This is a genomic window from Pseudomonas sp. Pseusp9 (assembly GCF_059491265.1).
Genome location: NZ_CP168500.1, coordinates 2,866,673 through 2,879,863, shown reverse-complemented (window position 1 = coordinate 2,879,863; position 13,191 = coordinate 2,866,673). Strand labels below are relative to the sequence as shown.

Sequence of the window (13,191 nt, the reverse complement as noted above, 5' to 3'; positions counted from 1 at the left end):
GTGCACTCCTGATCAGGTGGCGCCCGGTACATGGCCGGGCTTTTTCGAACAAACACGGTCGCGGCAGACTGGCTGCCGACACTAAAAACTGTAGTCAATGCTGTCGAATTCACCATGACAGCCGACCGTCGGCCGGCCGGCTCCCCCCCCTGTAGGAGCGAGCCTGCTCGCGATGGAGTGTCAGTCGACACCAAGGCGTCTGATACACCATCGCGAGCAAGCTCGCTCCTACAAGGATTGGCGCTTATCATGGCGGGCATGATTAACCCTGCCGTTACGAGACCCCGCATGACTTTCGATTTTGATCAGGTGTTCGACCGCCACGACACCGGTAGTACCAAGTGGAGCCGCTACCCGGCCGACGTCTTGCCGATGTGGGTCGCCGACATGGATTTCGCTGCGCCACCGGTGATCATCCAGGCCCTGCAAAAGCGCCTGGAACACCCGATGGTCGGTTACAGCGTGGCCCAGGATGACCTGCGCGAGGCGATCGTCGCCGACCTCTGGAACAAATACGCCTGGCGCGTCGAGCCCCAGGAGCTGATCTTCCTTCCGGGCGTCGAGTCGGGCTTCAACATGGCCTTGAACGCCCTGGTGCAGCCGCAGCAGAACGTTGTCGTGCAGGTTCCGAACTACCCGCCACTGCGCCACGCACCCGGGCACTGGGGCCTGAACAAGGTCGAGCTGAATTTCGATGCGCAAGCCGATGGCACCTACAGCACGCCGCTGGATTCCTTGAGCCAGTCGCTGCAAGGCGGTGGCGCACTGCTGCTGAGCAATCCGCATAACCCGCTGGGCAAGGCCTTCCCTCGCGCAGAACTGCAAGCCATTGCCGACATCTGCCTTGAGCACGACGCCTGGATCATTTCCGACGAGATCCACGCCGACTTGTGCTTCGACGGCCGCACGCACATTCCGATGGCTACCCTGAGCCCGCAGATCGCCCAGCGCACCATCACGCTGATGTCGGCGAGCAAGGCCTACAACATCGCCGGCCTGAAAACCTCGTTCATGATCATCCAGGACCGCCACCTGCGCGAGAAGGTCAACCACGCCCGTTGCGGCATGGTCGACAGTGTCAATCCGCTGGGCATGGAGGCCACCCGCGTCGCCTACAGCGAAGCGGCGCCATGGCTGGCCGCTTTGAAAGTCTACCTGCAGGGCAACCGCGATTTCCTCGCCGAGGCCGTGCGCACCCGCCTGCCGGGCATCACCATGAACCTGCCACAAAGCACCTACCTGGCATGGCTCGACTGCACGGCATTGGGGCTGGACAACCCGCAGCAGTTCTTCCTGGAACAGGCCCGGGTCGGCTTGAGCGCCGGCCTGGACTTCGGCGATGACTGCCAGCAGTTCGTGCGCCTGAATTTCGGCTGCCCACGGTCGCTGCTGGAAGAAGGCATCGCGCGGATGGAACGCAGTTTGCGCAATCTCAAGGCCTGATACCCCTTGTAGGAGCGAGCCTGCTCGCGATGGTGTGTCAGTCGACACTCACTCAGCTGACACTCCATCGCGAGCAGGCTCGCTCCTGCAGATACCGGGCAATCTGGTCTGCCGCGTCACTTCATCGCCAGGGCAATGATTTCCACCAGGTGGAGTTGGGTAAAGGGTTTCGACAACCGTGGCAGATGGGTGGCAAAGCCTTCCAGCCGTTCGGCATAACCGGTGGCGAGGATGATCGGCACGCTCGGTCGAATGATCCTGATGGCACTGGCCAGTTGCGCGCCATTCATCTGAGGCATGGCCATGTCGGTGATGACCAGGTCAATATCCGGTTCACTTTCAAACAACTCCAGCGCCGTTGCACCGCTGGCCGCACTGATAACCCGGTGCCCGAGGTCCTCGAGCAACAGGCTGGTGCTGGTCAACACCAGGCTGTCATCGTCCACCACCAGTACGCACAGGCGAGGTACCGTTACGGCCAGCGCCTTGGCGACCGGCTGGACGGCCGAACCACTGGTGGCGACCGGCAACCAGAGTTCGGCGGTCGTGCCCTGGTCCTTGCGGCTATTGAGGATGAAGCGCCCACCCAATTGCTCGATAAAGCCGTGAACCATCGACAACCCAAGACCCGTGCCCTTACCCACGCCCTTGGTGGTGAAGAACGGGTCCATCGCCGAGGCCAGCGTGGTTTCGTCCATGCCCTCGCCCGTATCGGCAATACTCAGGCAGACGTAACGCCCCGCTGCCAGGGATGAGCTGGCGCCGTCTGTCACTTCATTGGTTCTGGCACTGAAGATGATGGTCCCGCCGTTGGGCATGGCATCACGGGCATTGGTCGCCAGGTTCAGGACCGCCAGTTCCAGCTGGTTGAGGTCAGCCATCACGGGGTCGAGACCCTCGGGAAAGCGTGTTTCGATTTTCACTGAAGGCCCCAGGGAGCTACGCAACAGCCCGGAGATGCCTTCCACCAATGCCGGTATCCGCACCGGCTCCGACTTGAGCTCCTGGCGTCGGGCAAACGCCAGCATGCGCTGGGTCAGGGACACACCGCGCAAGGCACCCTGGGTGGCATTGTCGATCAAACGGGTTACTTTGGGATCGTCCGTCACCCGCTTGCGCAGGATTTCCAGATTGCCGAGAATCACCGTCAGCAGGTTGTTGAAATCGTGAGCGATCCCGCCGCTGAGCTGGCCGATGGCCTGCATTTTCTGCGCCTGGAACAAAGCCTCCCGAGTTTGCTCCAGCGCCTGCTGCGCTTGCGTGACTTCAGTGATATCGCGGGTAATCTTGGCAAAACCGAGCAAGGTGCCGGTGTCGCCCCGGATCGGGTCGACAATGACATGGGCGAGGAATCGCGTACCGTCCTTGCGCATCCGCCAGCCCTTGTTTTCAAAGCGCCCTTCACGAACGGCGATGTCCAGCGTCCGTTGAGGCTCGCGGGCTTCGCGATCCTCCGGGGTATAGAACATCGAAAAATGCTGGCCAATCACTTCTTCGGGCAAGTAACCCTTGATGCGCTGGGCGCCAGGATTCCAGTTGCTCACGCGTCCGTCCGGCGAAAGCATATAGATCGCATAGTCCGTAACGCTCTGCACCAGCAGGCGGAACTGCTGCTCGCTTTGCTTGAGGGTTTCCTCGGCCATTTTGCGATCGGTCAGGTCCCGGGTGATCTTGGCGAAACCCAGCAACGTGCCCGACGGATCAAGGATCGGGTCGATGACCACATGGGACCAGAAATGCGTACCGTCCTTGCGCACCCGCCAGCCTTCGCCTTCGAAGCGCCCTTCGCGAATGGCCGTGTCCAGTGCCCGCTGGGGCAAGCCGGCACGGCGATCTTCCTCGGTATAGAAACGTGAGAAATGCTGGCCGAGAATCTCCGCTTCCTCATAGCCCTTGAAGCGCCTGGCGCCGGCATTCCAGCTGGTGATGATGCCATCGGGATCAATCATGTAGATCGCGTAGTCAATCACCGCATCGATCAAAAGCCGAAAGCGACCGTCTTCGATGGCACTGCCCCTGGTTCGATCTTCGCTCATTGATCCCACCGCCTCATTGACTCTCGGGAGTATGCGTCACACCGGAGTTTTGGAAAGCCCACCAACGCGGCAGCAATTGCTTGACCTTGCTCTCGCCAAAACGGTCGTCGATCAGCATCACCACCCCTTGATCCTGTTGCGTACGGATGACCCGACCAGCGGCCTGCACCACTTTCTGTATACCGGGAAACAGGTAGGTGTAATCGTAGCCGGCACCGAAAATCGCTGCCATGCGCCGTTTCAACTGCTCGTTGACCGGGTTCAGTTGTGCCAGTCCCAACGTGGCGATGAATGCACCGATCAATCGGGCACCAGGCAAATCGATGCCTTCGCCAAAGGCCCCGCCCAGCACCGCAAAGCCGACTCCCTGGCCGTCGGCCTGGAATTGATCGAGAAACTGCTGACGCTGCGCTTCGTCCATGCCTCGGGACTGCGACCACAGACTGATGTGCGGATGTTTCTCGGCGAGTAACTGCGCCACCTGCTGCAAGTAATCGAAGCTGCTGAAAAACGCCAGGTAATTGCCGGGGCGTTTGCAGAACTGTCTGGCGATCAAGTCCACGATCGGTTCGAGAGAGGACTGGCGATGTACGAACCGCGTGGAGATCTGGCTGACGATGTGCACCTGCAATTGATCGGCGTGAAACGGCGACTCGACGTCGATGCACACCGTGTCCGCCGGTGTTCCCAGTAAATCGGCGTAATAGTGCCGGGGGCTGAGGGTCGCGGAAAACAGCACCGTGCTGCGCGCGGCAGTCAGGCGCGGGCGGATGAACCCGGCGGGTACCACATTGCGCAAGCACAGCTGCGAGAGATTGCGCTTGCGCTCGAGGTCGCGCTTGCTGATGTCGAACAGGAAATTTTCGTCGAAAAGCTCGGCCACCCGGCAAAAATGCAGCATGTCGAAGTAAAAGCCCTGCAGCGTGCTGTCCAGCCCTTGCGGGTAATCGTTCAGGTAGTCACCGATGCTGGCGCTGCACGATGACAGTGCCTGAAGGAGCTTTTCCGGCGCCTTGTCATAAGCCTGGTAGGCGCCGGTTTGCGCGTTATGCAGGGCATTCCACTCGCGGTTGACTCGCTGCATCGGTTTTTTCAGCACTTCGGGTGCGGTTTTGCGCACAGCGTTGAAGGTCGCCTGGTCGAGGCTGGCGCTGTACATCTGCCGGCCGCGTTCCACCAGGTTATGGGCTTCGTCGACCAGCACCGCGACTTTCCAGTTGTTCGCCTGGGCCAGGCCGAACAGCAGCGCGCTGAAATCGAAGTAATAGTTGTAGTCGGCAATCACCACGTCGGCCCAGCGCGCCATTTCCTGGCTAAGGTAATACGGACAGACATCGTGGGCCAGGGCCACCTCGCGCAAGGCGCTCTGGTTCAACAGGCTCAGTTGACTGGCCGCCTGCCGTGCCGCGGGCAGGCGATCGTAGAAGCCCCGGGCCAGTGGGCAGGACTCGCCGTGGCAGGCTTTGTCCGGGTGTTCGCAAGCCTTGTCCCGGGCGATCATCTCCAGCACCCGCAATGGCGGCGCATGGGTGCTGGCCAGAATCACCTGCGCGGCGTCCAGGGCCAGCTTGCGTCCCGGGGTTTTCGCCGTGAGGAAGAACACCTTGTCCAGTTGCTGTGGCGCCAGCGCCTTGAGCATGGGAAACAGGGTGCCCAGGGTCTTGCCGATTCCCGTGGGCGCCTGGGCCATCAGGCAGCGCCCCATACTGACCGCCTTGAACACCGACTCGGCCAGGTGGCGCTGCCCCGGCCGAAAACCGGCGTGGGGAAACGCCAGATGCTGCGCCGCAAGATTGCGCCCGTCGCGATGGGCGACTTCCTGTTGCGCCCATTGGAGGAAGCGCACGCAGTGTCGCTCGAAGAACTGTTGCAGCTGCGCAGCCTCGAAGGGCTCGACCAGGCAGGTTTCCTTTTCGCTGACGATGTCGAAATACACCAGCGCCAGATTGATCCTCGGCAAGTCCAGTTTGCGGCACATCAGCCAGCCGTAGATTTTCGCCTGGGCCCAATGCAATTGACGGTGGTTGGCCGGTTGTTTGCTCAAGTCACCGCGATAGGTCTTGACCTCTTCCAGGCAGTTTTGCCCAGGGTCATAGCCATCCGCCCTGCCCTTGACCGTCAAGGTTTGATACTGGCCTTCAAGGGCGACTTCGCTTTGATAGCCCTCACTGCGCCGCGCAGCCACCGTACGGTGCCCGACGATGCCCTCCAGTGCGGTGGGCGACGGCGTGAAGCGCAGATCGAGGTCGCCAGCCTTGGCGGTGAACTCACACAACGCCCGCACCGCAATGCTGTAGCTCAATCGCCCTGCTCCGCCCATTGCACGTAGCACACGGCGATCGGCATCTGGTGTTCGTGGCAGAACTCCAGCCAGCGCAACTGGTTGTCCTGCAGGCGATCGCCCGGGCCTTTGACTTCGATCATGCGGTAGGTCTTTTGCTGCGGCCAGAACTGGATCAGGTCCGGCATGCCGGCGCGGTTGGCCTTGATGTCCAGCAAGAGGCGGTTGAACCAGTGCTTGAGGTGCTCGGCCGGGAGGCAATCGAGGGCTTGCTCCAGCAGTTCTTCGTCGAGCACGCTCCAGAACACGAACGGCGACTGCACGCCCCACTTGGCGGCATAACGTTCGCGGATGGTCTGCTTATAGCGCCCGTCGTCGAGTTCGGCCAGACAAGCCTGAAACAGTTCCGCCCGGCGGCCATGGAAGTCTTCGCTGAGCAAATCCACCGGCCCACGCTGGAACGGGTGAAAAAAGGCACCCGGCAAAGGCGCGAAAATCGCTGGCCAACACAGCAGGCCAAACAGTGAATTGACCAGGCTGTTTTCGACGTAGTGCACCGGCGCCGACGCTTGCGCCAAATGCGCCTGGACATGAAGTTCCACCGATAGCGCCGGGTCAGTCCTGGGCAATTGCAGGTCCAGACGCTGCATTTGCCGAGGCGCTGCCCGCTTGATCGGCGGCCCGCCGAGCTTGCGCCGCAGGCGTGGCAACACGCGGAGCAACTGCTGGTGTTCGGCGGCACTTTCCGGAGCCTGTTCGGCCTGTGCGGCCAGATCCAGCGCCAACCCAAACTCGCCACTGCGTTCCAGCACGCGAATCAACCGCGAACGCGCGCCCGGATAGGCGCATTCACGGTAGAGATCCAGGGCCATGGCGAAATCCGCGATGCGTTCGCAATGCTGGCCTATCTGGAACAGCAACTTGCCGCGGCGCCGTTGCAACCATGGATTGTCCAGCACCAGCCCCTTGATACGCTCGACCACCTCTTCCAGCGCTTGCCCCGCCTCGAATTGTTGCTGGTACCCATGCAGCAGGACACAGGCATCCACGTCTTCCCGGCTGCGCAAGCCACGGGACTCGGCACAGAATTCGACTTTTTCGTAGGTATAAATGCCGAGGTCGGCCAACACGAATTCCGACCAGTCCTGGTACAGGTTGCCGAAGAACATCAGGCGCAGGCGATCGCACAGATCCATGATGGTCAGGCTGAACAGGCACTCATCCAGCCACGGGCACCAGGCATTGAAGCTTTGCACCTGGGGAAACCGCTCGCAGAGCGTCGGCAACCAATCGGCTTTCTTGCCTTTGGGTTGATCGATGACAGCGACAAAGGTCTGGAGGATTTCCGCTTTGAGCAGCACCTCGAACAGCTCGTCGATGGCGATGGGCATTTGCCCGTCGACCCAACCCAGTTCGAGCAGCGGGCTCGCGGCTGTGCCGATATCGCCGATTTCGTCGTAATGCAGCTTGCTCGCCCTGAAATGCACGCCTTTGCGCATCACCATCCTGACCAGCAGTGCCTGCGACTCGCGGGGCAAGCGCTTAAACTCATCGATGAAGCGCTGCTCTTCGACGCTCAGCACATCGCTGGAGCGCTGCTCAAGCCAATCAAGCACTTGCATGAAGTTGTTCAAGTAATAGAACGGATCGTCGAGGGGATTTGCGGTCACAGGGAAATGGGCCATGGCGAGCGAGTACTGGTTATGCGTACAGATACCAGTTCCGACCTGCCCGGTGCAATCGGAAAAGGATAAATGGCGGCGCTGTGCGGAATATTTCCCGGGCAGCAGAACTTTATGCCCCCCCGGCGCCACCAACTGCCATAGAGGTGCAGTGGCAGCCTTGAACGGATGGCGCTGCTCCAAAACGTACGGGAGGTGATCATGGACATCAAGACGCTTGGCTTGCCCCTGGCGTCAGCGGCCCTGCTGGTGCTGGCCGGCTGCTCGACGCCAACGGTGGTGACGCTGCAGAACGGCACCCAGTACCTGACCAAGGACATGCCGAAGACCAGAACCAGGGACGGGTTCTTTGAGTTCGAGGACATTTCGGGAAAGATGGTGAAAGTCAGGGCCGATGAAGTGGCAACGATTCGTGAGGAAGACTGACGTTTCTCAAGGCACGATGTGGCAGGTTTCGAGCACTGCTTTACACTCGATAGACCCCGTGCGACCGAATGACTGTGCAACGCTTGGATACAGGCGTTGCAATACGGGCATCACGCAAAGACTCAGGTGACGCCGAAATGAAAATGGTCATGCCACTTCTGGTCTCTGTGCTCGCCGTCAGCATGTGCGTGACGGCGGGCCTGTGTGACGCCGCCACAAAGGCCAAGGCCAAGCCGAAGCCCTTGCCAACGTACAAAACCAGTTTCGATTGCGCCAACCCCCAGGCATCCGCCGAAAAACTTGTCTGTCACGACGCCCAACTGGCGCGCATGGACCTGGAGCTCAATCGTCTTTATCTCCTGGCGCTCACCGACGACCATTCAGTGCCGCGCCCGAATAAAGTCGAGATTGATCAGCGGTTCTGGATCGAGACCCGTAACCAGTGTGATGGCGGGACTGAAGCCAAGCCGTGCGTCATCCGAAGTTATGCCGAGCGTGCGTTCCAACTGCGCCAGGGCTCGGCCATTGCCAGAACGAAGGACCCAAGCAGGCTCACGGAAGGCCCGGTGGCTTATCGTTGTGCAGGGTTTAATGCATTGGTTGCCGCGACCTTCTTTACGGTAGAACCGGGCGTCGTGTTCCTGAAATGGGCGAACACCTCCATCACCCTGAACCAGGTACCGAGCCATTCCGGAACCCAGTACACGGGCAAGGATTACAAAGGCAACTACAGCTTCTGGCAAATCGACAATGACGTGTTTTTACAGATACCCGGCTCAGGCCAGATGAGTTGCGCAACCGAGCCGGTCAGCTGATGACGATGGCATCGGGACGTCCTGTCCCGATGGCCGCTCGAGGCCTCAGCTGCCGGTGCGGATCTTGTTCCAGACCCGGGTACGCACCCGGTCGATGTTCAGTGGCATCGCTTCCAGCGCAAACAGCTTGCCCATCATGTCAGGGCTTGGGTAAACCTTGGTGTCGTTCTTGATCGCCGGGTCGATCAGGCTGTCGGCCTTCTCGTTGCCATTGGCGTAATGCACGTAGTTGCTGACGCTGGCCATGACGTCCGGGCGCAGCAGGTAGTCCATGAAGGCGTAGCCGGCCTTGTCGTCCGGAGCGTCGGCGGGCATCGCGACCATATCGAACCAGATCGCAGCGCCTTCCTTGGGAATCGAATAACCGATGTCGATGCCATTGTTGGCTTCCTTGGCGCGGTTCTCCGCTTGCAGGATGTCGCCGGAGAAACCGACCGCGACGCAGATATCGCCGTTGGCCAGGTCACTGGTGTACTTGGACGAGTGGAAATAGCTGACATATGGCCGCACTTTCATCAGCAGGGCTTCGGCCTTCTTGTAGTCTTCCGGGTTCTTGCTGTGATGCGGCAACCCGAGGTAGTTCAACGCGGCCGGCAGCAGTTCGGGGCCGTTGTCGAGGATGGCCACGCCGCACTTCTGCAACTTCTGCATGTTCTCGGGTTTGAAGATCAGGTCCCAGGAATCCACCGGGGCGTTGTCGCCCAGCACCGCCTTGACCTTGGCAATGTTGTAGCCGATGCCGGTGCTGCCCCACAGATACGGGAAGCCGTGCTCGTTGCCCGGATCGTTGGTCTGCAATGCCTTGAGCAATACCGGGTTGAGGTTTTTCCAGTTCGGCAACTGACTCTTGTCGAGCTTCTTCAATGCGCCGCCTTCAATCTGCCGGGCCATGAAGTGGTTGGACGGGAACACCACGTCGTAACCGGATTTGCCGGTCATCAACTTGCCATCGAGGGTTTCGTTGCTGTCGTAGACGTCGTAGGTGAAGCCGATGCCGGTTTCTTTCTGGAAGTTTTTCGTGGTGTCCGGTGCGATGTAATCCGACCAGTTATAGATTTTGACGGTTTCAGCGGCCTGGCCGATTGATGCGACCAGCATCAGCGGGGCCAGCGTCAGGGTCTTTCGGATCATGAGTCGATTCCTGTAGGGGTTGTTGTTATTGGCAGGCAATCAAAAGATCAGCTTTCAAACTTCAAAAGCATTCAAAAAATCAAAACGTAGGTCTTGCGCACGGTTTCCTGGATGTCCCAGATACCGAGGCTGTTGGCCGGCAACATCAGTGCGTCGCCGGCTTCAATGTGCAGCGGTTCACCGCCGTCCGGGGTGAAGGTGCAGCGGCCCTGAATGAAGTGGCAGAATTCCTGGGCGACGATCTGCCGCCGCCAGCGCCCGGGCGTGCACTCCCAGACACCGGTCTCGACACCGTCGTCGCGTTCGACGCTGGTGGTCGAGGCCACGGCCACGGGAGTCCCCAGAGGCACGGCGACCGGGTTGGACTCTTGCAGTTTCAGGGTTGCGGTGTTCTTGAATTGCGTGATGCTCATGGGGATACCTGTCGATATAGAGACGTCGTTCAGTGCATGAAACCTTCCATGAAACCGGCAACCCCGCTGGCCAACTTGCGCCGCCAAGGTGCAGTGGCCGGGTTGGCCAGGGTCTGGTCCTCATGGACAAAGCTGCGGATGATTGCGTTGTAGCCAAGCCAGCGGATGGGTTCCGGCTCCCAGGCCCTGAGCGCGTCCAGGCCTCGCTGGGGGATGACCCAGGGTTGGCGTACCAGATCGGTGTCGCGCTCCAGGATCAGGTCGGCCAGCGTCCGCCCTCCCAGGTTGCTGGCGCCAACACCCTCCCCGCCATAGCCGCCCGACAAGGCAATGCCGTTGGCCCGGTCGCAGAGCATGTGCGGCTTGAAGTGCCGGGACATGCCCAGGTTGCCGCCCCAGGAATGGGTGATCTGCACGCTCTTCAACTGCGGGAACAACTCGCCGAACAGATAGCGCCGCAGCTCCTTTTCATCCGTAGTCAGGTCGAAGTCGTGGCGCAGCTTGCCAGCGAACTGATAGCCGCCCCGGGCACCAAAGATCAAACGGTTGTCAGCGGTGCGCTGGCCGTAGGTCACCTGGCGACTGGCCTCGCTGAACGCCTGGCCGTGGCTCAGGCCGATTTCGTCCCAGATGGCCGCCGACAGTGGCTCGGTCGCGACAATCAGGCTCTGCACCGGCATCTGATAACGCCCCAATGGCGGCAAGGTGACTGAGTAGCCTTCAACCGCCGGCACTACCCAGCGACTGCGCACCGAGGCTTTCGCCGTGCGCAGGCTGCCGGACTGCCAATGGGTGACCGGGCTGTTTTCGTAGATTCTGACCCCAAGGCGCTCCACCGCCCGGGCCAGCCCGCGTACCAGCCTGGCCGGGTGGATGGTCGCAACGTGCGGCGCGTAGATACCGCCGTAGGGTTTGGCGACGCGCAGCTGTTGCGCCAGTTGTTCCGGGCTCAGCCAGCGATAGTGGCTGTCGTTGAGGCCCTGGCGGTGGAGATCGTCCAGATAACGGCGAAGGCTGGTCTCCTGCTCCGGATAGCGTGCCGCGCAATACAGCACCCCGCCTTTACGGTAATCGCAGTCGATCCCCTCGCGTTCGAGGACAATCTCCACTTCATCCGGAATGCTGTGCAACAAATCGTAGGAAGCGCGGCGTTCTTCGGCCGGCAGACCGGCGAGCAGGCGATCCTCACCCAGCAAATTGCCCATCAGCCAGCCGCCATTGCGGCCCGACGCGCCGAACCCGGCGGTTTGCGCTTCGACGATGGCAATATTCAGGTCAGGCTTGTGCTGCTTGAGGTAGTACGCGGTCCAGAGGCCGGTGTAGCCCGCGCCGATGATCGCCACGTCCACGTCCAGATCCCGCTCCAGCGCCGGACGCGCCAAGAGAGGCTCGTCGAGCTGGTCCATCCACAAACTGATAGTGCGCCACGCCGGCATGCAAGACTCCGCCACTCAAACTTCGATGACGTCGATCCTAGTGCGTGGGCTCAGGGGCTGTCTTGCGCGCGTGCACGCAAAGAAATTTGTTTGACGTAGGCCTTGGGGGACTGGCCGGTGTGCTGGCGGAAACAGCTGTAGAACGCCGACAGCGAATTGAACCCGGCAGCGAAGGCCAGCTCATCGATACGCAGTGGCGTCGTGGCGCCATCCAGCGCGGCAAGCAGATATTGCAGGCGCGCCTGGTTGACGTAGCGATAGAAGCTCTGGCCCAGCACCTGATTCAACAGATAGGAAATCTGATTGCGGCTGTACCCGCACTCCTTCGCCACCCGTTGCAGGTCGAGTTCCGGGTCAAGGTACGGCTGTTGGCGCTGGAAATACTGCTGCAGGTCATCGGCCATGAAGCTCAATTGGCGAGGCGAAAGGCCGAGTCGGCTGACCGCCGGGCGCTGATTGCCGGAAGTCTTGCAGCCGGGTTGTTCGTGCACCAATGAAGCATATTCATTGACCCGCCAGATCAGCCCGTCCCTGACGGTGATCGCTTCACTGGCGCGAAACGACACCAGCCCTTCACCACCGCGCAAGGTGATGCGGTATTGAATGAACGCGGTATTGCCGTCCAGGCGAATGCGGTCGGAGTGCTCCAGGGCTTCATCCGGGTCCCGGGGCATGCTGCTGCGTACGTACTCGCGCAATTCGGCCAGGCCCATGACCCGGTTCTGGAAAAAGTCGTTGTACTGGACTTCGGGGTGATAGAGCGCCATGACGCCATCCAGATCCCGGTGCTTCCAGCGCAAGTGATAGCGCATGACCGTCTCGCCCGTGGCCTGGGTCTGCAACGGGCCATCATCCTCGGCGTGCATTGAAAATCTCGACGGAAAAAAACCGAGCTTGCCCAACTTCCGCTTTGTCTTCAACGACTAAACAGAGGATGGCCGGTACCCGCAAATGGCGAATAAGACTGAGCTGAATCAAAAAAATGGCAGCAATCGCCAAACGAACTGAAAAAACCACTTTTTTTTCACATCCGGATGCTACTTTTAAAAACTGTCACTGGTTGAACCAATGAAGGTTCTTTCCTCCTACCATGAGCTAAAGGAATCGCTCGAAAATGAAGGCGGGCAACACATGAATAGAGGGTTCAGCAAGGTCACGTTTCCAAACGCCTGCCAGCTGATGCGCTGGCATTTTCATCCCATGGGTTTCGAGGCGAGCATGGACGCGCCGGGCAGCATGATTGCCCGTCTATTTGACCGTGCCACTGGCGAGACCATGATCGCCATTGCCGGCATTCCATGCGCCACCGTCATGAATGCCACGGATGTAGAACGAATAATCGAAGCGGTAGAGGATGAGCTTGAAACCTTCACCCCACCGGAGGCCCTCAGGAGTTATGCCTGAAGGTTCAGTTATTGAAAAGCCCACTTCACGTGGGCTTTTTGTTGAACGCTGTTCCCTGCACCTGCACCTGCACCTGCACCTGCACCTGTAGGAGCGAGCTTGCTCGCGATGGACTCAAGGGCGC

11 protein-coding genes are annotated in these 13,191 nt (G+C 60.3%); 4 read left to right on the top strand and 7 right to left on the bottom strand.

Annotated elements, in window-relative coordinates; translation table 11 throughout:
- Nucleotides 1–288 precede the first annotated feature (288 nt).
- Nucleotides 289–1,443 (top strand): MalY/PatB family protein, encoded by a 1,155-nt coding sequence (locus tag ACEN8E_RS13005; protein ID WP_495592956.1) that lies wholly within the window; start codon nucleotides 289–291, stop codon nucleotides 1,441–1,443.
- 116 nt (nucleotides 1,444–1,559) lie between these two features.
- Here ACEN8E_RS13005 and ACEN8E_RS13000 read toward each other — a convergent pair whose 3' ends face one another.
- From ACEN8E_RS13000 to ACEN8E_RS12990, 3 genes are read right to left on the bottom strand one after another with little or no spacing between them, the layout of a single operon-like run.
- Nucleotides 1,560–3,479, bottom strand: a complete 1,920-nt coding sequence (locus tag ACEN8E_RS13000; protein ID WP_495592955.1) for a hybrid sensor histidine kinase/response regulator — start codon at nucleotides 3,477–3,479, stop codon at nucleotides 1,560–1,562.
- A gap of 13 nt (nucleotides 3,480–3,492) precedes the next feature.
- Nucleotides 3,493–5,781: an ATP-dependent DNA helicase gene (locus ACEN8E_RS12995; RefSeq protein ID WP_495592954.1), complete on the bottom strand. Its 2,289-nt coding sequence runs from the start codon at nucleotides 5,779–5,781 to the stop codon at nucleotides 3,493–3,495.
- Nucleotides 5,778–7,445 (bottom strand): VRR-NUC domain-containing protein, encoded by a 1,668-nt coding sequence (locus ACEN8E_RS12990; RefSeq protein WP_495592953.1) that lies wholly within the window; start codon nucleotides 7,443–7,445, stop codon nucleotides 5,778–5,780. Before ACEN8E_RS12990 ends, ACEN8E_RS12995 begins: the two co-directional genes overlap by 4 nt.
- A gap of 198 nt (nucleotides 7,446–7,643) precedes the next feature.
- On the opposite strand from ACEN8E_RS12990, the gene ACEN8E_RS12985 reads away from it, so the two are divergent.
- Together ACEN8E_RS12985 and ACEN8E_RS12980 are read left to right on the top strand one after the other, a co-directional pair.
- Nucleotides 7,644–7,868, top strand: coding sequence for a YgdI/YgdR family lipoprotein (locus tag ACEN8E_RS12985; RefSeq protein WP_495592952.1), 225 nt, complete (start codon nucleotides 7,644–7,646; stop codon nucleotides 7,866–7,868).
- Nucleotides 7,869–8,005: 137 nt separating this feature from the next.
- The gene (locus tag ACEN8E_RS12980; RefSeq protein ID WP_495592951.1) at nucleotides 8,006–8,683 is read left to right on the top strand and encodes an MliC family protein; all 678 of its coding nucleotides are present in this window, start codon (nucleotides 8,006–8,008) and stop codon (nucleotides 8,681–8,683) included.
- 45 nt (nucleotides 8,684–8,728) lie between these two features.
- Here ACEN8E_RS12980 and ACEN8E_RS12975 read toward each other — a convergent pair whose 3' ends face one another.
- The 4 genes from ACEN8E_RS12975 to ACEN8E_RS12960 all read right to left on the bottom strand — a co-directional run bounded on the left by ACEN8E_RS12975 (nucleotide 8,729) and on the right by ACEN8E_RS12960 (nucleotide 12,529).
- Complete coding sequence (locus ACEN8E_RS12975; RefSeq protein ID WP_495592950.1) at nucleotides 8,729–9,814, bottom strand: polyamine ABC transporter substrate-binding protein; 1,086 nt, start codon at nucleotides 9,812–9,814, stop codon at nucleotides 8,729–8,731.
- A 71-nt stretch (nucleotides 9,815–9,885) separates the two neighbouring features.
- On the bottom strand, nucleotides 9,886–10,227 hold the full coding sequence (locus ACEN8E_RS12970; protein ID WP_429368715.1) for a cupin domain-containing protein: 342 nt from the start codon (nucleotides 10,225–10,227) through the stop codon (nucleotides 9,886–9,888).
- A gap of 29 nt (nucleotides 10,228–10,256) precedes the next feature.
- Nucleotides 10,257–11,663, bottom strand: a complete 1,407-nt coding sequence (locus ACEN8E_RS12965) for an NAD(P)/FAD-dependent oxidoreductase (protein WP_495592949.1) — start codon at nucleotides 11,661–11,663, stop codon at nucleotides 10,257–10,259.
- A gap of 50 nt (nucleotides 11,664–11,713) precedes the next feature.
- A complete protein-coding gene (locus ACEN8E_RS12960; protein ID WP_495592948.1) occupies nucleotides 11,714–12,529 on the bottom strand; it encodes a helix-turn-helix domain-containing protein in 816 nt (271 codons plus the stop codon).
- A 265-nt stretch (nucleotides 12,530–12,794) separates the two neighbouring features.
- On the opposite strand from ACEN8E_RS12960, the gene ACEN8E_RS12955 reads away from it, so the two are divergent.
- Nucleotides 12,795–13,067 carry a DUF1652 domain-containing protein gene (locus tag ACEN8E_RS12955; RefSeq protein WP_495593314.1) on the top strand — a complete coding sequence of 91 codons (273 nt, stop codon included), beginning with the start codon at nucleotides 12,795–12,797 and terminating at the stop codon, nucleotides 13,065–13,067.
- Nucleotides 13,068–13,191 lie beyond the last annotated feature (124 nt).

Bases quoted from the DNA above. Each gene is read 5' to 3' on its own strand.
- ACEN8E_RS12965 (WP_495592949.1), bottom strand. From the start codon at position 11,663: ATGCCGGCGTGGCGCACTATCAGTTTGTGGATGGACCAGCTCGACGAG.
- ACEN8E_RS12985 (WP_495592952.1), top strand. From the start codon at position 7,644: ATGGACATCAAGACGCTTGGCTTGCCCCTGGCGTCAGCGGCCCTGCTG.
- ACEN8E_RS12970 (WP_429368715.1), bottom strand. From the start codon at position 10,227: ATGAGCATCACGCAATTCAAGAACACCGCAACCCTGAAACTGCAAGAG.
- ACEN8E_RS13005 (WP_495592956.1), top strand. From the start codon at position 289: ATGACTTTCGATTTTGATCAGGTGTTCGACCGCCACGACACCGGTAGT.
- ACEN8E_RS12975 (WP_495592950.1), bottom strand. From the start codon at position 9,814: ATGATCCGAAAGACCCTGACGCTGGCCCCGCTGATGCTGGTCGCATCA.
- ACEN8E_RS12960 (WP_495592948.1), bottom strand. From the start codon at position 12,529: ATGCACGCCGAGGATGATGGCCCGTTGCAGACCCAGGCCACGGGCGAG.
- ACEN8E_RS12980 (WP_495592951.1), top strand. From the start codon at position 8,006: ATGAAAATGGTCATGCCACTTCTGGTCTCTGTGCTCGCCGTCAGCATG.
- ACEN8E_RS13000 (WP_495592955.1), bottom strand. From the start codon at position 3,479: ATGAGCGAAGATCGAACCAGGGGCAGTGCCATCGAAGACGGTCGCTTT.
- ACEN8E_RS12955 (WP_495593314.1), top strand. From the start codon at position 12,795: ATGAATAGAGGGTTCAGCAAGGTCACGTTTCCAAACGCCTGCCAGCTG.
- ACEN8E_RS12990 (WP_495592953.1), bottom strand. From the start codon at position 7,445: ATGGCCCATTTCCCTGTGACCGCAAATCCCCTCGACGATCCGTTCTAT.